We start from the raw sequence: 19,391 nt of genomic DNA, 5'->3' as shown, positions 1-19,391 counted from the left end.
CTAACTACCCTCCATGAAAAGATTTTTTATATTTTTCCTTTTAACTTTTACCTTGGCATTTGCAATTGCTAGCTGTCAACCTAGTAATAATAGTGGAGGCAGTGGTGATATTGTTGTTGCTTCTAAAGGTTTCACCGAACAAGATATTTTAAGCGAACTTTTAGCACAGCAAATTGAAGCTAACACAAATTTAAAAGTTGGGCGTCTGCGCTTTACTAGTGCTTTAGTTACTCATCAAGCTCTTGTGGCTGGCAAAATTGATGCTTATATAGAATATACAGGCACAGCTTTTGTTGGTATTTTGAAACAACAAGGAGTTAAAGATCCAAAAGTTGTTTACGAAAAATTAAAACAAACTTACGCCCAAAAATTTAATTTAGAAGTAATGAAACCTTTGGGTTTTGAAAATACATTTGCCATGATTATACGTGGTGAAGATGCAAGGCGCTATCAACTTCAAACTCTTTCTGAAGCTGCTCAATATACGCCTCAGTGGCGCGGCGGTTTTGGTTATGAATTTATAGAGCGAGAAGACGGTTTTCCAGGATTGGCTAAAACTTATGATTTACGCTTTGCCCAATCTCCCCGCGTCATGGATTTAGGTTTAATATACCGAGCGCTGCTGCAAAAACAAGTAGATATGATTAATGGTAATTCTACTGATGGGCAAATTTCCCGCTTGGATTTGGTCATATTAAAAGATAATCAGCAATATTTTCCTCCTTATCAAGCAGTACCAATTGTGCGTAAACAAACGTTACAAAAGTATCCAGAGTTAAGAAAAGCTATATCCCAACTTGACGAACGTATTACCGCCCAAGAAATGCAACAATTAAATTATTTAGTTGAGGGAGAATTACGTGATATTAAAGAAGTCGTGTTTGAGTTTCGTAAATCTAAAGGTTTAGCATGATATTTTTATAATATTTGAGCAGAGATAATTTATGAAAAAATATCTACTAAATACTATTAAATTTCCCATCAATAGTTTAATTTTAGGTATGTGTTTTACTATTGGTGGTACCTGTGCTCAGACACAAACTTTATCAGCAAATTTAATTGATTTTACTTCATCACAAGGGGAAAAATTACTAATAGAAAGCCGTTCGCGACAAGATTTCTTTCCTCTCAGTACGCAATTTATCACGCAAAACAATCAAGCATACTGTGGAGTGGCTAGTATTGTGATGGTGCTAAATGCTTTGAAAATTCCTGCACCAGAAGCACCCGAATATAAGCCTTACCGCATATTTACTCAAGAAAATCTTTTTCACAACGAAGCAACCCGAAAAGTCATAGCTCCTGAAGTAGTTGCTCGCATGGGAATGACATTAGAACAGTTGGGTAAATTATTAGCAAGCTATCAAGTCAAAACACAGGTTTATCACGCTGGTAATACTACCATAGAAGAATTTCGCAAACGTGCAGCAGAAAATTTAAAACAACCAGGAAATTTTCTTGTCATCAACTATTTACGTAAAAAAATTGGACAAGAAAAAGGTGGGCATATTTCACCAATAGCAGCATATAACGAACATACAGATAGATTTTTAATTTTGGATGTTTCTCGTTACAAATATCCACCTGTTTGGGTAAAAACAGCAGATTTATGGAACGCAATGAATACTATTGATTTAGTATCTGGTAAAACACGAGGATTTGTATTTGTCAGCAAAAATTAAACAATAATACCAATTCTTAAAATTGGAGCTACACATAGTTTGTAGTAAGCACAAAGCGTGCTTACTACAAGCAAATAAAATTGCTGTTAACTGATACGACAATAGGGAGCATCCCGTTTTTGCAAAAAGCCCTGCACCCTAGAAGGGTGAGGCTATACAAACTAAGCCCGCCTACGCGGGCTGAAATATTTTAGCCCACGAAGGTGGGCTTTGTCTTTGTAGCGATACCCTTCTAGGGTATTGCGTCAAAATTGGGATGCTCCCCGGCAATATTTCTCCGCAACTCGTAGCATGACTTCCAAACTGCGTTCCACATCGGCATCAGTTGTTGACCAACACGAGACACTAATTCGCATGGCTGTTTGCCCTTGCCAAACCGTGACTCCACACCAACAAGTCCCCTCGGATTGCAGTTCGGCGATAATCTGAAGGGTTGTTTCTGCGCTCCCAAAGGATACCAAAACTTGATTTAAGACCACATCGTTCAGAATTTGATATCCAGCAGCTTGCAATTCTTTGGCAAATTGTCGGGCATAGCAACAGGTTCGCTCAATTAAATCTGCTAATCCAGAACGTCCAAGCGATCGCAACGCAGCCCACACTTCCACACCCCGCGCGCGCCTAGAAAATTCAGGTGTATAGTCTGATGGATTGCGCTGGTTGGTGACAGTAGGTAGAAAATCGGCAGTAATCGCCATTGCCGCTCGCAAAGCATTGCCATCGCGAACAAATGCCAATCCACTGTCATAGGGCACATTCAACCATTTGTGGGCATCTGTCGCCCAAGAGTCTGCATTTTCTATCCCTGCGGTGAGGTGCGCCAACGATGGAGCCGCTCCTGCCCAGAGTCCGAATGCGCCGTCTATATGCACCCAGGCTCCCAATTCTCGCGCACGTTCGCAAATCGCTGCCACTGGATCGCACGCACCTGTATTCACATTTCCGACTTGAGCGCAGATGATTGCAGGAAGAGTTAAGGTGGGAATAGCTTCCGGGCGCATCCGCCCCTGAGTGTCTACCGGGACTTTGACGACTCGATTTCGACCTAGCCCCAGCAATCCTAAGGCTTTCAAGACACTTGGGTGTACCTCCTCACCGACTGCAACTGTTATGGGTGGGGCACCAAACAAACCATCTGCATCTACGTTCCAACCTTCTCGTTTGAGTACGGCGTGGCGAGCAGCAGCCAGAGCTGTAAAGCTAGCCATGGTTGCTCCCGTGACGAATGCACCAGCACAATCTGGGGGTAAACGCAGTACATCTAAGAGCCAGCGCAGAGCCACTTGTTCTAATAAGGCGGTAGCAGGAGTGATTTTATAGAGTCCGCAATCTTGATCCCATGCTGTTGCTAACCAATTAGCTGCTATGGTTACAGGCAGAGAACCACCGTTGACAAACCCAAAGAAACGAGGCCCTGCTATTGCCATTGTTGCAGGTGAAATGATTTTATCAAGCTTGTGCAAGACGAGTTCAGGATCGACAGGCTCATAAGACAGGGGTTCATCTAACTGGGTGAGGTTTGTGATCGCATCTTGTGCAGGAATAACTTTACGAGTGTCTAAGTCTCTAAGATAGCGAATTGCATACTCAGCCGTTGTTTGCAAGATGTTTTTTATGTTTTGGTTCTTCCGCGTATCAAGATCGGCAATCATTATGGCACTCCACTATTTGATATCGTGTCTGGTTAAAGACTTGTTATCTCTCAAGAAGAGCTAGAGGCTCTAGTTCTCGTTACCAGGTTGAACCTGGTAACGAGGGTATAACGAGGGTTTGCGATCGCCCCACCACACCCTGACGGTAAGCCGCTACTCTGCGAGTTGTATAGTTGCGATCGCTTCTTGAGTTAACTCACGCAATTTAGATACAAATGCAGTAAGTTACCACTTCATCTAAATAAGTGCAGTCTTTCCTAGTCCCTAGTCCCTATTTTCAAGACAGAGATATTTAGTATTTCTAGAGGGTATCGCTCATCTTTTTTTATAGATACTTTCTAGAATACTTTGCTTAATGTGCGAATTTATTTCGTATTTCTTGAGTAAACTAATTGGCAAATCTTCTGCCCCAGATACTTTACCGATACAGTTTGGAGAACCACATTTACACTGAAATGGTCTTACCATAATCCATTCCGTTGAAGGGTAGAAAAATGTTATTTCCTCTCCCGGAGCGATATCCCGTTCTGCAATAATCTGTTTTTTGGCAAGGTTTACGAAAGCAGTTGGTGAACAAGAATGGTTCATGGCTGCCAATAATTCATCTAAAATGTGTTTGTCAAAACCAGCTTGAACTGTTAAAAAGTTTTGAGGGCTAAAAACAAAGTTTATATTTTTGATGACTTGACCTTTCTTAATCTTAACTGTAGCTACTGCCTTGCGATCGCAATCTTGATTGCCAACAAACCGATAAAAATCTATTAGTTGCTGAGTCATAATTATTTGAAAACTCTAGTAGATGATGAAGTGGAAAGATAGAAAAGAAAATAATGAGGTTGTAACTAATTACTGAATTGATACTCCACTGTGCTAGTAGTTAATCTCTGTCGGAGCTTTTTCTGCTAACCATGCTTCTGGAACAAAAACTTGTTCGCGGAAAATATTCTGCACAAACTTTGTATAAAATGACCAGTAAGAGGAATCTAAATATCGAATCTTTGGCTTTATGTAACTGTGTAGTTCTGCAAGTCTATCACCGGGTATATTAGGAAGCCAATGATGCTCGACATGATAATTATTACCATCGGTAAACCATACTGCTAATTTACTAGCTGTAATTGTTCGTGTGTTTACAGAAACATCTGTCATGCTTCGCTCGCATCCTATATGTTCAGGCAGTTCAATCAAAGCATAAGTTGGAGAGGCAAATAGTAAGGGTATTAGCCAAACTTTCAAAAAAACTGTTGTTTGCAGCCCGATAGTAATAACTAAGATGGAAACTAGAAAAATTGCCATCAAACGGTATTCATTGCGAATTTTTACTTTTGCATTCGGGATGGTATTCAAAACTTCCAAATCTTGTCCTTTAATTGTTTTATACAGTCTTAGAGCTACATGACGATAGTGAGGTAACAGCAGAAGAGGAATTAAGATTTTTGGCGATTTGAGCGAGCCGCAATCATAACTAAAAAATTCTTTATCTTCTGGGCTTCCAAGTAATTTATGATGTCTGAGATGGCTATCTTGATAGTCGGAAAAGGATACTAGCATAGGTAAACCTAATAAGAATCCTGCGATTCGATTCCATCGTTTACTGTGAAAAGCAGTATTATGAACGCATCGATGTTCTAACACTGCTGCATGAGCATACATCAGCCCTAAAAATAACATTGCGAGCAAGGAAATTATTCCTTTAAACCCTAAAATTAGAGTTATTGAAACTGCACTCAGACAAGCATATACTAAGATTTTTACTAAGAAAAATCCTTGTCTTATCTCTGTCAGATTACCCAATTCAAGACCAGTAAAATCATTTATTTTCAGCGTAGTCATAATGTATATTCTTTCAAACCTCAGACGATGAAGAATTGGATATCTGTGAATGATTTCGGCAATCACTCTTTTTACAAGTAGCGAACAGAACTTGTAGCAATTTGCAGATAGTTAACAAATTACTGACTTCGATTTTGATGTTTCTATTCTGTGAACAGCACAGACATCATTTCAATTTTTCGCAAGAGATAAAAGCATACCAATGAAAGTAAGTCAACTGTTGAAATTTTCTCCTTTGTTGGTTACTTTCACTTATTTAAAACTCAAAAGCAAGTGTTTCGATATCTCTCTGCTTGGAAGTGATTATTAAGAAAAACTTAAGTCTTGACTTGTGGAAATACTACATCCTTCTAAGTCATAAATGTTGAAGTCAGATACAAAACTTTACATAGTTCACTGAATATGAAAAAAATGTGAGGCTTTATTACATTTTGCAAAATAATGGGTTAGTAAGTGTTCACACAAATGTAGCTTTTCTGCAACTATTGCTAATAGCAATGGATGAATTTGATTGAGAGCAATTTTTTGCTGCACGCCAATAATATTTATTTTTTTAAATAGTCAGGTGACACTTAAATTAGATAGGTGTAATTGCAGTAATGCCAGGGAATGAGCAGATAATTAATTGATTTACTGTGCACTGCAAGTGAGGTAAAAAAAACTAATTATGGCGGAATGTTATACCATTTTACGAAATACCTGATACAAATGATTAGTCTCTAAATTCTTTCCCCTTGCTCCCTGCCCCCTGCTGCCTATGTGTATCAGTCTTAAAGTGAAACGGTATTACTCCTTTCCCGCTTGAAGAATACATAATCGAACTGGGAAGGTTTTTTAACGTAGACGCGTCAGCGGCTTGCCGCAGGCTACCGCAAAGAACACAAAGAAATAAATTTTTTGATGATTTTATTTTGGTTATTGTGATTGCTAAAACCAAGCTTATGACTTATTCTAAGAAACCATATTTATTGGAGGGCGATCGCCTGCTGCCCTTTCCAGATTAACAATCGCTACCCCGTGCTGAACTTTACGCACTAGTCACGGAAAAATAAAACCACAGAGGTACGGAGAGCACGGAGGAATAAGCATGAGAGGTTATAGATCCCCGACTTGTTTAAAAAAGTCGGGGATCTGAACACTAGCTACTAACTTTATATTCCCTCCTGCCTTCTCACCTTTCCGCTGTTCGCTCACCATAACGCAACAGCCTTTCGATAGTTGCAAGGCGATTTTCCCAAACTCTGACTTGATAGGGATTATCTAAGGCTTGTAGACGCATCCATGTCCGAAATTGAGATTGGAAGCGAACTATAGAGGCTTTTGCTGCTTGCAATTTACTGGTATTTGGCTTGGCAGCGAGTTGATTCAAAGCATCTTGCAAAACTTCTGCTTGGGTATTAAATTCCGAGATTACTGTGGCTGGTAATCGCAGTTGACGATTTTGCCTGACAAACTTCCATTCGCCCAACAAAACTGCGTAACGAGCGGCAGCGGTTTGAAAAGGTTGGCGCAAAGGTGTTGGTTCTATGGGCGTGGCTTTCTCTCTACCTTGGGTGCGACTAAAAACTTTTTGTAAGTCGTTGTGAAAGTTTTCTGCGGCAAATAGGGCATAACCGCTGATTGGCAAGTCTCTAACCAATTGGATTTGATCGAATGTTCCAATAGTGGGTAAAGAAAGCAGACGAATTCCTGGTACTAAGAGGGCAGAACCTATTTTTGATGAAGCAATCCAAGGTTGCGCGAGTCGTTCAAAGCTAAAGGTATCTTGGGCATAAGTCATAGGAATGATTAAATCTACATCACCGCGCTTTGCCCAAACTTCCCAATGCTGCTGAATTTTTTGAATCCGCTCTTGTTCTTTGAGGGGAAATACTGCTGCCGACAAAATTAAGTTCGATCGCTTGGAGCGCAATTGCTGTGATACTTGCGCAACAAAGCTATTGACTTGCTCGGTACGAAATTGAGTCCACTTTTGCCAAAGTTCCTTTTGACTGGGAGAAATATTGACTGGATCTACACCTGTCAGTTGCTGGAATTGTCTCCTAGCTGCTTGCCCGTAACCGTAAGTTCTTCCTGCTGCCTCGTCTTGGAAGGGGTAACGAATGTAGTCTAACTGCAAGCCATCAACTTTGTAACGGGTGACTATTTCTTCATATAACCGGAGTAAGTACTGCCGTGCCTGAGGATTGGCTGGATCTAAGAAAGGCTTGCCTTGCCCTAGTGGGATCATTTGCCCGCGTTGATCGTAGCCTGCCCAATCAGGAAAAGCATCTAGGATTGGCCCTGGGTAATCAGGTTTAATGTTTAAAATTTGATTGTGACGTTGATTGCCAGCCGCAAAAGTCCAAACCCAGGCGTGTAATTCCATGTTTCGCTCGTGGGCTAATTTTACTGCTGCTGCCAGTGGATCCCAACCGCGAATTAAAGGATTTTGCTGTGGTGCAACGTGACTGGGATAAATGGTGTAACCAGCGTTGACGGTTTCAAAAAATACTGTGTTGATTCCTGCTTGTGCTAGGCGATCGAAAATTTGAGCGAGTCCCTTTTCACTTCTAGCACGGACAATTGTACCTCGATCTAGCCAGATCGCTCTGATTTCTGGTTGAGCTAATCTTCGATCTAGGGGAAACAGTTGCCACAAAGCAGCTTTTGCTTGCAGCCAGGAGGAGCGAGCTTGAGCATATTGTTTATTTGCTATCAACTGTGGCAGGTTTTTCGCTGTTGCTCGTACTTGGGTGAGGCTCTGGTTGAGATCCAAGAGTGCAGTATTGGTTTTGGTGGAGGCTAACTGTGCCTGCCGTTCTTTTGTAGCTTGGAAGTCACCATTGTAGGCAGCAGCAGCTAAATTGGCACTTTCGACTCGATTGATCAGATTTTCTAGCTGTTGCTGGAGAGCGATCGCTTCATTGTGGCTAATGGGTGCATTCGAGTTGGGTTCGACTTTTAAATTTACTGCTTGTTGAAGTTGATCGATAGCTTCGTCTGAGGGTTGGAAGGTGTTAGCAGGAGCAGTGGCGGTGTTGTCTCTATCTTTAGAAGCTGCCTCCACCGAGGTATAACAATTTGGAGAACCTCCTGCTACTTTAGCGATGTAACCAGAAGATATATCCGCATGACGATTGAGAGCAGCTTGTAACCAAGCAGCATCTATCTTGGATGGCGAAACAGTATCTACCCCCCAACGCCAACCCAACAAGGTAGAACGTTCTGTCGTTAACACTGCTGCTGGGCGATCTTTGGCATCCCAAACGGCAACTGCTCGCGCCGCAACATTATTGGGAACCACAACACCACCGTGTACTTTACCAATTAAGCTATTTTGACTTACCCATGCTTGTGTCTTTGCTGGTGCTAGTTGCAGATTTTGGGGAGACTCAAGGCTAAATCCCCAATAACCTCCTAAAAGTGTTTGTAGTAATTGACGTACTCCTGGCGTTGACAAACTTCCTACTGCTCCACTGGCAATTAAGCGCCCACCCTTACTCATCCATTCTTCTAGAGCGATCGCAACTGTTGGTGTTAAATTTTCGACGTTGGGCAAAAATACTACTGGGCGATCGCCTAAATCTGCTGCACTTTTAATGTTATCTAGAGAAATTACACAATACTTCACTCCTGTTGCTTGCAAACGATTGGTAATTCCTGTCCACTGATTAGCGTTTGTTTGAGTATAGATGATGCTTAATACAGGTTCAGAAGTCGTGGCTTTTACAGGTAAAATTTTTAATGAACAAAACAATAATAATTTAACTTGTAAAATCAATAATCCTATTTTTTTTAGCTTGTTTACTTTGCTCTTTTTGATAGATTTACCCTGATGTTTCACTCTCTGCTCCTCACAAAATTAGTCATTAGTCAATAGTCAATAGTCATTTGTTTTGAACTATAACTATTGACGACTATGAACTATAAACTTTTAACTCAACTCAAGCCTGAATACAAGTCTTGATTAATTCTTCTACTCCCGCCACAGGAAAGATTTTTGTCTTTAATTGGCGAGCTACTTCTTCAATACTTATATCATCCAAGAATACAGATTCGCCATGTTTTAGCATAACTGTTGGCAACAAAATTCCTGCTCCTAAATCTTGTTTTTGTAAATTTAACAGTAAATCATGCCCGGTTAACAAGCCAGTTACAGTAATATTTTGCCCCCAATAATCGCTATTTAAAGCGTGCATTTTAACTTCTAGCCCTTCAGTTGAATTCAAGCGCTGGAGGATAGGTTGAAATGCTTTTTCAACTGCGTTACCAACAACCCAATGCAATCTGCGCTGGGGTTTTACTTTTGGCGGTAACAATTTTTCAGCTGCTTGGGTAAATTTTTTCAGAAATAAGCGAATTGAACCAACACCATTATCTATTTGGGGATAATCTTCATATTCAGATTCGGATGGTAAATCTTCCCCTGCAATTAAAAACCATTCATCTGCTAACCAGGCAAATGTTGAATCGAATTTTTGACGAAACTCCTGCTGGAGCGATCGCACTTGCTTAATTACTTCTATTGCTTTTTCTCTAGTTACGGGTGTAAGTTCATCTTGCTCTGGGCGAAACTTTGTTAACCCTACTGGCACTACTGCCACCGAAGCAACTGCTGGCACTTCCCCAGTGTGAAATGACGCTAAATCGCGCAAAGTTTGTTCTAAATGCACGCCATCATTTATACCAGGACAGACTACTACTTGAGCGTGAATTTGCAACCGTCTTTTTTGGAACCACTTAATTTGCTGCAAAATTTGTCCGGCACGGGGATTTTTTAGCAGTCTAATTCTAACTTCGGGTTCGGTGGCATGAACGGAAACATATAAAGGAGATAGCCGCATTTTGTCAATCCGCTGCCATTCCCGTTCAGTCAAATTGGTTAAGGTGAGGTAGGAGCCGTACAAAAAGCTCAAACGATAATCATCATCTTTGAGGTACAAGCTTGAGCGTTTGCCTGGTGGCTGTTGATCGATAAAGCAAAACGGACAGCGATTATTGCACTGGATTAAATTATCAAATAATGCTGTCTCAAATTCTAGCCCCAGGTCTTCATCATAGTCTTTTTCAATTTCAATATTATGGATTTTTCCAGTGGCGTCCAAAACTTCCAGTTCTAGCACTTCATCAGCGCACAAAAACCGATAATCAATTAAATCGCGGGGGTGCGTGCCGTTAATACTGACGATCGCATCCCCAGTTTCAAATCCAATTTCTGCTGCAATGGAATCAGGTAGTACTTTGGTAATTAGAGCTGGGCGAATAGTAGTCATTGCTAAAGAGTCATTAGTCGTTAGTCATTAGTCATTAGTCATTAGTCAATTGTGAACAGGTGAACCAACCAAGCACAAAGGACAAAGGACAAATAACTAAGGACTATTAACTATTGTTCAACACTCCAGCACCAATTGCCGCCAGTATTACTACGCCAAATATGAGCCGATACCAAATAAACACCCAACTGCTGTGGGTTTTGAGAAAGCGCAGCAAACCAGCGATCGCCAGATAAGAAAATACCGCCGATGAAATTAAACCAACTACTAAGGAGACAATTCCTGTGTCTCCTGCCAAAACATCCTTTAACTCGACTAATCCAGCTAGGGTGATGGCGGGAATACCCAACAAAAAGGAAAAGCGCGCGGCAGTCGCCCTTTGTAATCCTACAAATAATCCAGCAGTGAGGGTGGAGCCAGAACGAGAAACACCAGGAATTAAAGACAATGCTTGAGCTAACCCCATAAATAGCCCATCTTGCATCTTCAATTGTTCAAAATCGCGTTGCCGCTTGCCAACAAATTCTGCTATTCCCAGCAAGATAGACATCACAATCGAAGAAAATGCAATTGCTCCCACACTCCGCACAGGAGAATTATCATAATCTGGGACTAGTATTTTAATCAAAATCCCGAAAAATACAATTGGTACTGTTCCCAACACAATTCCTAAACCAAGGCGGAAGTCGTAATTGTTGTAGTCTTTGTGTGCAAGAGCTTTTACGGCTCCCTTAAACAGTCGCGCTAAATCCCCCCAAAAATACCAAATTACTGCTGCAACACTCCCCAGTTGAATTACGGCGGTAAATGCTACCCCCGGATCGCCCCAACCAAGTGCTACTGGTATGACTTTTAGATGTGCTGTGCTACTAATGGGCAGAAATTCTGTTATCCCTTGCACAAAACCTAAAAAAAATGATTGAAAGATATTCATTTGTTGTACCCCAGTTACAGGCTGAGGCTGGGTACCAAGCACTTTGATCGGGAATATCACCACTGACATCAAGGCAGATATGGTACTGAAAAGTAAAAATGATTGACGTTTTGATAGAGTCATTAGTATACCTGCGTCACTTTAATTACAAACAGTTACACAAACAGATACTCAGTGAAATTTTTAGGAAATAAGAACCAAGAAGCTTTGTTACGCGGTGACAACCATTTGTAAATCAATTTACTACTGACTACTTGCTAGAGCTGACTATGTTTCAAAAATGACCGATGATAGACCAGTTGCTTCAAATCATTCGTCAACTAACCATGAAGTGTAGCGTTTGTCAATAGGAAAATTTTGCTTGCTATTTACATTTGTTGCCATACTTTAGACTCCTACATTGCTTGCGTAATTTTATCTAAATTTTTTACTTTAAGCAGACAATATAGTATGTCTTTCCTTGCTTAAGGAACCGTAAGGTGGGCAGTTTTTACAACGTAAAAATAAGGGTTTGAGGAAAGTTAGACAGTGCCCACCCTACAAAAAATGTAATCAAGCAACTGGTGCAAGATTTTTATCAAGGAAATTCTGGTACAATCAATATGCCCCAGGGGGGGATTTATGTTGTGATATCTTAAATAAGATAAAGTTAAGTAAACTATATTAAAAAAACTTTGGTTAACAATACATTGTCTTCTTACACCACTTTTAACCCTACCAACACTGATACGGAGATACGGTTACAACCAGAGGCGAAGAGTAATGTTTCTTTCCCTCCCTCTCAAGGCACTACCCTGACTTTTCCTCTCTCTGTTGTCACATCTGCCCGCCAAATTTGGCTGGTGTTTGCGGCGGCGGTATTTTTGGTATCCGTGCCAGTGTTTATCGAAGCTCCCTTAGTGCGATCGCTACCGTGGCTAAGTTTATCCCTCACAGGTGGATGGGTGTGGCTGAGTTTCTTATTAATGTCACGTTCTGCAACATATCTGTGGGGCGATTTAATCTATGGGTTTAGTTGGAGTTGGTTAGCTGGTTCGATTTACTGGGGCTGGTTGCGTTGGGAACCATTGTGGCATTTGCCTGTAGAGTCTATTGGTTTGCCATTTGTCATCTGGTGTCTGCGGCGCAATTGGGGCAAGGTGGGTAACTGGTTTTACTTGGGTTCCTTGCTTGGTACAGTTTTGACTGACGTGTATTTTTATTTGGTAGATTTGATGCCTTACTGGCGGCAAATCATGCAGGCAGAACCAGAACAAGTATCACAAATTTTACGAAATGCAGTAGCGCAAATCCAAACTCCTTGGGGGCAAACTTGGGCGATCGCTCTTGCCTTAGTGCTGATGACGGTGGGAATTTTACCTTTACGTAAAAAGCAGTGGCACTGGTATGCCTTTGGTGGAGCAGTTTTGAGTACGATTTTGGTAGATAGTTTATTTTTGTTAGCTGCCGTTTTGGGATAGCGATCGCGCACGTTTTTGGGTGGGGACTGTTGAACTTCAATGGGCACTAATGGGGGTGAAGTTCAATGATGTCTCACTGTTGTTAGCACATATTGGTTGCGCGAGAGAAGTTCAACCTGTTGGAACAGTATTAGGCGGGTAAAATCGTACCTCGACATTCTCCAAAACCCACTCTGGCATAACCTTCTTTCTGACAATATCCCCGCAGGATCACCTCGTCTCCATCAGCCAAAAAACTTCTCAATTCACCCGTTGGCAGCGTCACGGGCTTGGAACCACGCTGAGTGATTTCGAGTAAGCAACCTTGTGAACCCTCCTCTGCACCAGAAACTGTACCACTTGCGATTAAATCCCCAGAACGCAAATTACAACCATTACTAGAGTGGTGGGCAAGCATCTGTGCTAATGTCCAGTACATCTGCCCAAAAGAACCACGACTCAAGCGAAAGGGGTGCATCTTTGCTTCACGCATCTGGGCTGAAACGATGCATACTTCGAGCATAATGTCAATACCGCCTGAACTTGCATCCAGTGGTGACGAGAGATAGGGTAGCGGCTGGGGATCTGCTTCGCTACGCACAAAAGCCGGACAACGGAAAGGTGCTAAAGCCTCCAAGGTTACTACCCAAGGAGAAATTGTTGTTGCAAAGCTTTTAGATAAAAAAGGGCCAAGAGGTTGATATTCCCACGCTTGGATATCTCGCCCTGACCAATCATTTACCAAACATAGCCCAAATATATGTTCTTCTGCCCTATCTATAGGTATGGGCTGTCCGAGTTCATTTCCCACACCTACGAAAAATCCAACTTCCAACTCATAGTCCAGCATTGCAGAGGAGCTGAAACTAGGAGCAGGATCTTCAGGTTTCTTTCTCTGCCCTTGGGGACGCTTGATAGAAGTGCCGCTAGATACAATCGAGGAGGCACGTCCGTGATAGGCGATGGGTACATACTTATAGTTGGGAAGTAAGGGATTATCCGGTCTAAATAACTTACCTACGTTTGTGGCGTGAAAAATCGAGGCATAAAAATCAGTGTAATCACCAGTACTGGCGGGTAGTAATAGTTCAGCGCTAGACATGGGTATGAGAATTTCTGTTGCCGAGGCAGGCTGTTGTCTGTCCGATCGCAACAACTCGCTCAAATGACGACGCAAAATCGATACAGATTCACTTCCCACTGACATCAATAAATTTAAGTTCGATGCTGTACACGCTGCTTGTAGTTGTTCTGGTAATTCCTGAAGCAAACCTACTTGGTAACACTTAGATAAATCTAGAATTTGATCTCCAATTGCCACTCCAATGCGTGCGGGTTCCGCGCTACCTAGAGCGCGAAACACCCCAAAAGGCAAATTTTGGATCGGAAAATCGGTATCTTTATGATTTGCTGATTCTACCCAGCTACGTAAATTGGGATCGTGGGTGGCGTCAGTGGTATGAGTCATAATTTCATGGGTAAAAGGCAGCAGGGCTGATTAACTCAATAGTTTGAGTTTCTTGAGATCGTCTATTGGCTCATCAAATGAGCAAGAACCGAAGGAACGAAAGAATTTCTGCCTGGTTTGTTCTATTTCTACTAAGTTTAGTTGGTAATCTTGCCAAGAAATGCTGTCTTGTGTAATTTGTAAAGCTTCAATAGATGATTCTTTCAATAACTCTAGCGCTTCTTCTCGTGTTATTTTTTGTTGATACATAAGTGCTGCCACAAGTGCAACATTCAAAAAGCCGTGCATTTCCGCGACGGGGCTGTCTGGTTCATTCGTTAAAGGGTGTTTGCCCAGTAATGGATGGTGCAATCCTGCGGTTGCTTTAAATGGAATCGGAGCTTTAGCAAACGCAAGCATACACTCATACAGTTGGGTGACGCTAGGAAAAGCATCAACCGTTACGCCGCCAGTACGAATTTTTGCTGATGCACCAGTATGACTTAGAACGGCTAGATATGCCTCTATGTCACTGTGCAGAGGAATTTCAAAGTATGAATCAACACCCTTGGGAAGATGAGAGAGTGCTTTTTTAATTTCTGTTGGCGGTAGTGGAGGAATTTCTAGGGATGTAACAGCGATCGCCTTGTTGTTGTCGAGCGATCGCACTTTTTTGATATCTGATTCTATATCCTGTGAGAGAATTACACTCAGCCTCCACTGCTGTGGTGTTGAAAATTTTGGTAGCAGTTCTGTAAATTCTCGCAAGCGGGATGCTGGTAAGACAAAGCGTCCTAACATCCAAGCATAGGCAGTTGTTTGATAGCAAGCATAATTTGCCATTGCTTGCTGTAAATCAAGCTTGGCTGGCGGAAAAAGCCCAGCGTAGTCCACAACTGACAAAAGAAGTGTTTTTATTGATGCAAGCATTGGACTCACCTGCTGTACTTAATTTAATGGTAGAAGGGATTAGGGGCTAGGGACTAGAGGCTAGGGGCTAGGAAGAGAGGGGAGAGTGGGAGAGAAATAATCTTCCTGTTCCCTGTTCCCTGTTCCCAGTACTTCACCTACTCCCGTTCAGATAGTGCCAGAATCAGCGCCAAGTAATCGAGTCTGTTGGGAACATTATCAAGTGTCAGGCGTTGGTAGTAAATATTTACTGGTTGTACTGCTTGTAATAAGGACGAAATTGTAGCAAACAAATCGAGAGCTAAAAGCAGTATAAAGGCGATCGCTACCAATTCTATTGTGTAGGTGAGAATCGATTGCATTGTTTTAGATGTAAAAAATTTTATATTATCAAGACTAAAAGCGATCGCATAGTTTGAATAAGAGCTTAAATGTAACGCAGACGCTCTAGTTCAGCAATTATCTTAACAACGCTTTCCTCTACACTTTCTTGCTTTGTGTAACAAATACTTAAACTTCCATTTTGTTAGCTGCACCTAGTTGGAGGGCATAGAGATTGGCATACACGCCTTGTTGTTGAATGAGTTCTGTATGGGTGCCTTGTTCTACAATTTGTCCCTGCTGAATCACTAAAACCTGATCGGCTTGAGTAACTGTACTGAGACGGTGGGCAATTACAAAACTGGTACGATCTTGTAACAAACGGGCGATCGCAGTTTGCACCAGTGCCTCGGTGCGGGTATCAATGCTGCTGGTTGCTTCATCGAGAATGAGAATGCGGGGGTTGATCAACACCGCACGGGCAATACTGATTAGTTGTCGCTGTCCTTGACTGAGGGGAGCGCCACGTTCACCCAATTGAGTTGTATAACCTTGTGGCAGTGAGGTGATGAACTCATGCACGTTCGCCATTTGGGCAGCCGCTTCAATATCGGCTTGGGTGGCGTAAGGAACACCAAAGGCAATATTTTCAGCCACAGTACCGCTAAATAGAATATTATCTTGCAAAACAATGCCAATCTGACGCCGCAGGCTTGCTTGCGTAACTTTACGTACATCAACACCATCAATTTTTACTGCACCACTAGATACATCGTAGAAACGCAAAATTAGGTTAATGATTGTAGTTTTGCCAGAGCCGGTTGGCCCGACTAACGCAACCATCTGTCCTGGGTAGGCGTGCAAATTCACCCCTTTGAGAACCAGTTGATCGGGATTGTAGCCAAACGTGACGTTCTCGAATGTAACTTCACCTTGAATAGGTGGCATTTGCATAGCATCAGGTGCATCTTGCAGTTGGAACGGTTCATCTAAGAGCAGGAAAATCCGCTCTAATCCGGCGAAGGCAGATTGAGCTTGAGTGTAAAATTGACTAAGGATTTGGATCGGGCGGAAAAACTGCTGGACATAAAGTAAAAAGGATGTGACTACACCCACTGTTGCTGCTCCTGTGACAGTGAGATAGCCCCCATATGCCAGGACACCTGCGATCGCCAGTGTATTGAGAAAATCTATTGACGGCAAAAAGGCGGCAGTAATTGCCACAGCTTGGACATTGGCATCGCGATTGGCAGCGTTGAGAATCTCAAATTCTTCGATGTTCATCTGGACACGATTAAATGCTTGTGCTTCTCGCACACTGCCAATATCTTCTTCCAACTTGGTGGAAAGCTCCCCAATAGTCTGACGTGTGGTGCGAAATTTAGCTCTTGCCCAACGTGCAAACAAACTTGTGGTAAAAATCATCAGGGGTACAACTAAATTGCTCAATAAGCCGAGTTGCAGGTTGATTGAGAGCATGGCAATGATAATACCGATGAGGCTAAAAATGTTACCTAGCATTTGGGCAATTGTCTGACCAAAGGTTTGATTAACTGTATTGACATCATTTAGCAGTCGGCTCATCAAATCACCCGCTTCGCTGCGATCAAAAAAACTGAGTGGCAAACTCTGAATTTTTGTGAAAATGTCTTGCCTCAATTGAGCCAGTAATCGCTGCATAATCCAACCAACTCTCAGAATTTGACCCCGGATTGCCCAAATTCCAAATCCGTAGATCAATGCCAGTAGACCTAATAGCAGGAACAGCCCCTGCAAATTTCCTTGGGCGATCAGGTGATCGATTGACCAGCCGAGTAAGAACGGCCCGATCGCCTGAGTTGCAGCTCCGATCAATACTAGTGTCAGGGCGATGGGAATTTCTTTGCGATAGGGTTGTAGGTATTGTAAAAAACGCCGCAGGGTGGAAAGTTGGTGAGTTGCCTTTTCTTCGGATGCAACAACTGGAGCTGCTCTCATTTGTTTTCCTTTTGCTTCACTTGAGATTCCAAAATCACCCCGTAGAGTGGGCTGGTTTGCATTAATTCCTCATGGGTGCCTTGTGCCACCAATCGTCCTTTATCCATGAGAAAAATGCGATCGGCGTTCTTGACGGTACTAATCCTTTGAGCGACAACAAAAGTTACACACGCTTTCTGGCGCATCAATTCATCTAGTTCGGCTTGAATCTGGGCAGCGGTTTTGGCATCTACCGCAGAGGTGCTGTCATCCAAAATCAGAATGCTGTAATCGGTTAGTAAGGTGCGGGCGATCGCAATCCGTTGTTTTTGTCCACCAGACAAGCCGATACCGCGTTCACCAACAATAGTTTCGTAGCCATCGGGCAGGCTGGCGATGAAATCATGAATTTGGGCTGTTTTTGCAACCTCAATCACTTGTTCTAGGGTTGCATTTGGTTTGGCATAGGCGATATTCTCGCGGATGGTGCCAGAGAACAACGTAGTTTCCTGGAATACAATGCCAATATGAGTTCTTAGACTTTCTAGTGTAAAATCCCGCACATCTTGTCCGTCAATGCGAATCGCTCCGGTTGTGACATCGTAGAAGCGTGCAATCAAATTCATAATCGTGCTTTTGCCGGAACCTGTCATCCCCAAAACAGCGATCAATTCCTTGGGTTTGGTTTCAAAGGAAACATTCTTGAGGGCTTCGGTTGTTGCACCGGGATAGCGAAAGGAAACATTCTCAAAGGTGATTCTACCACCGCAGATTTCAAATGGGACGGCACCGGGGCGATCGTGAATTTCTACCTCTGCATCCACCACTTCGTAAACGCGATCGGCAGAAGTCATTGCTTGGGCGATCGCAGGTGCAGCAAATCCAATCAACAAAATAGGTTGGAGAATCAGCACCAAGTAGGAGTTAAACGCCACTAATTCGCCAATGGAGAATCTATTCCCAATTACCTGCGCTCCCCCATAAGCAAAAACCGCTAGTGTTACCAAATTACTTAGTAAAAATATAAACGGAAAGGTATTGCGGATAGCGCGAATCGTCTTCATGTTTGCCTTCACCAAGGCATCATTCCGGGCGGTGTAACGCCTTGTTTCGGTTGATTCCCGCACGAAGGCTTTTACTACCCGTACCCCCAGCAAGTTCTCTTGCAATACAGCATTCAAGTCACTCAATTGTTCTTGTATTTGCCGGAACAATTTGCTATTGCGGGTAATGAATCGCGCCATCAACCATCCTGATATGGGCACTACTGTTAACGTAATGAACGCCAATTCCCAGTTCATGATTAGCAAAATCACCGCAATAGTTATCAATGTCACCACTGCACCAATCACCTGAATCAAGCTGGTGCCAATAAATGTGCGGATCTGCTCAATGTCACTAGTGACACGAGTTAGCAGTTGAGAAGTTTGTGCTTGATCGTGATAGCTGAAACTGAGATTTTGAATCTTGCTAAAAATTTGGTTTCGCAAATCATAAGCAACACCCTGAGAAGCTGCTTCTGCCAAATAGCTTTGTCCAAAGTTAAATACACCACGAGCAATGGCAGCAATTACCAACCATCCAGCACTATAGAACACTATTTGTAAGTTTTGTTTGACAATGCCTCGATCAATTCCCCACCGAAATAATTGGGGAGTAACTGCATTGGCAACCGTCAACAGCAGTAAGCTAACTAAGGCTCCTAGTGAAGTCCATCGGTAGGTACTTAAACTCCCCAGTACACGCTGGATTGGCTGGGGCGAAGTAGTTTCCTGGAGTTCTGGTTGCTGAACCAATAGATTTACCCCTGTGTCTTTAGAAAATTATCTCCCACTTATTAAGATTAGTGCTCAATGCTCTCTAGTACATCCTCTAGTATCCGAATTGCACTACACCATTAGTAATATTTTGATTTGCTACGCCCAACGGAAACCTGTTCAATGGCAGATTTGCTGATACCTTT

The 19,391-nt window shown here is 42.4% G+C and carries 14 protein-coding genes; 3 read left to right on the top strand and 11 right to left on the bottom strand.

Annotated features, from left to right (window positions below):
* Window positions 1–13 precede the first annotated feature (13 nt).
* A complete protein-coding gene (locus UYC_RS0129410; RefSeq protein WP_016877724.1) occupies window positions 14–913 on the top strand; it encodes a glycine betaine ABC transporter substrate-binding protein in 900 nt (299 codons plus the stop codon).
* 31 nt (window positions 914–944) lie between these two features.
* Window positions 945–1,682, top strand: coding sequence for a phytochelatin synthase family protein (locus UYC_RS0129405; RefSeq protein ID WP_016877723.1), 738 nt, complete (start codon window positions 945–947; stop codon window positions 1,680–1,682).
* Window positions 1,683–1,927: 245 nt separating this feature from the next.
* On the opposite strand, the gene UYC_RS0129400 is transcribed toward UYC_RS0129405, so the two are convergent.
* The 6 genes from UYC_RS0129400 to UYC_RS0129375 form a co-directional block, all read right to left on the bottom strand.
* A complete protein-coding gene (locus UYC_RS0129400; RefSeq protein WP_016877722.1) occupies window positions 1,928–3,334 on the bottom strand; it encodes a pyridoxal phosphate-dependent decarboxylase family protein in 1,407 nt (468 codons plus the stop codon).
* A 315-nt stretch (window positions 3,335–3,649) separates the two neighbouring features.
* Complete coding sequence (locus UYC_RS0129395; protein ID WP_016877721.1) at window positions 3,650–4,111, bottom strand: SET domain-containing protein-lysine N-methyltransferase; 462 nt, start codon at window positions 4,109–4,111, stop codon at window positions 3,650–3,652.
* 93 nt (window positions 4,112–4,204) lie between these two features.
* Window positions 4,205–5,167: a fatty acid desaturase gene (locus tag UYC_RS0129390; protein ID WP_016877720.1), complete on the bottom strand. Its 963-nt coding sequence runs from the start codon at window positions 5,165–5,167 to the stop codon at window positions 4,205–4,207.
* A gap of 1,171 nt (window positions 5,168–6,338) precedes the next feature.
* The gene (locus UYC_RS0129385) at window positions 6,339–8,993 is read right to left on the bottom strand and encodes a family 10 glycosylhydrolase (protein WP_016877719.1); all 2,655 of its coding nucleotides are present in this window, start codon (window positions 8,991–8,993) and stop codon (window positions 6,339–6,341) included.
* 100 nt (window positions 8,994–9,093) lie between these two features.
* A complete protein-coding gene (locus tag UYC_RS0129380) occupies window positions 9,094–10,422 on the bottom strand; it encodes a TIGR03279 family radical SAM protein (RefSeq protein WP_016877718.1) in 1,329 nt (442 codons plus the stop codon).
* A gap of 106 nt (window positions 10,423–10,528) precedes the next feature.
* Entirely contained in the window at window positions 10,529–11,479 is a 951-nt protein-coding gene (locus tag UYC_RS0129375; RefSeq protein WP_016877717.1) for an undecaprenyl-diphosphate phosphatase, read from the bottom strand.
* 551 nt (window positions 11,480–12,030) lie between these two features.
* Here UYC_RS0129375 and UYC_RS0129370 point away from each other — a divergent pair.
* Complete coding sequence (locus tag UYC_RS0129370) at window positions 12,031–12,816, top strand: DUF3120 domain-containing protein (RefSeq protein ID WP_016877716.1); 786 nt, start codon at window positions 12,031–12,033, stop codon at window positions 12,814–12,816.
* Window positions 12,817–12,946: 130 nt separating this feature from the next.
* Here the strand turns inward: UYC_RS0129370 and fahA are convergent, their stop codons facing one another.
* The 5 genes from fahA to UYC_RS0129345 all read right to left on the bottom strand — a co-directional run bounded on the left by fahA (window position 12,947) and on the right by UYC_RS0129345 (window position 19,224).
* Entirely contained in the window at window positions 12,947–14,263 is a 1,317-nt protein-coding gene (gene fahA / locus UYC_RS0129365) for a fumarylacetoacetase (RefSeq protein WP_016877715.1), read from the bottom strand.
* Window positions 14,264–14,293: 30 nt separating this feature from the next.
* Window positions 14,294–15,172: a hypothetical protein gene (locus tag UYC_RS0129360; protein ID WP_016877714.1), complete on the bottom strand. Its 879-nt coding sequence runs from the start codon at window positions 15,170–15,172 to the stop codon at window positions 14,294–14,296.
* Window positions 15,173–15,309: 137 nt separating this feature from the next.
* The gene (locus tag UYC_RS0129355) at window positions 15,310–15,513 is read right to left on the bottom strand and encodes a hypothetical protein (protein WP_016877713.1); all 204 of its coding nucleotides are present in this window, start codon (window positions 15,511–15,513) and stop codon (window positions 15,310–15,312) included.
* 148 nt (window positions 15,514–15,661) lie between these two features.
* Complete coding sequence (locus tag UYC_RS0129350) at window positions 15,662–17,449, bottom strand: ABC transporter ATP-binding protein (RefSeq protein ID WP_016877712.1); 1,788 nt, start codon at window positions 17,447–17,449, stop codon at window positions 15,662–15,664.
* Window positions 17,446–19,224, bottom strand: coding sequence for an ABC transporter ATP-binding protein (locus UYC_RS0129345; protein WP_016877711.1), 1,779 nt, complete (start codon window positions 19,222–19,224; stop codon window positions 17,446–17,448). The genes UYC_RS0129350 and UYC_RS0129345 overlap by 4 nt, the downstream gene beginning before the upstream one ends.
* Between the last annotated feature and the right edge of the window lie 167 nt (window positions 19,225–19,391).

Source organism: Chlorogloeopsis fritschii PCC 6912 (assembly GCF_000317285.1).
GTDB lineage: Bacteria > Cyanobacteriota > Cyanobacteriia > Cyanobacteriales > Nostocaceae > Chlorogloeopsis > Chlorogloeopsis fritschii.
This window is presented reverse-complemented; position numbering and strand designations above follow the sequence as displayed.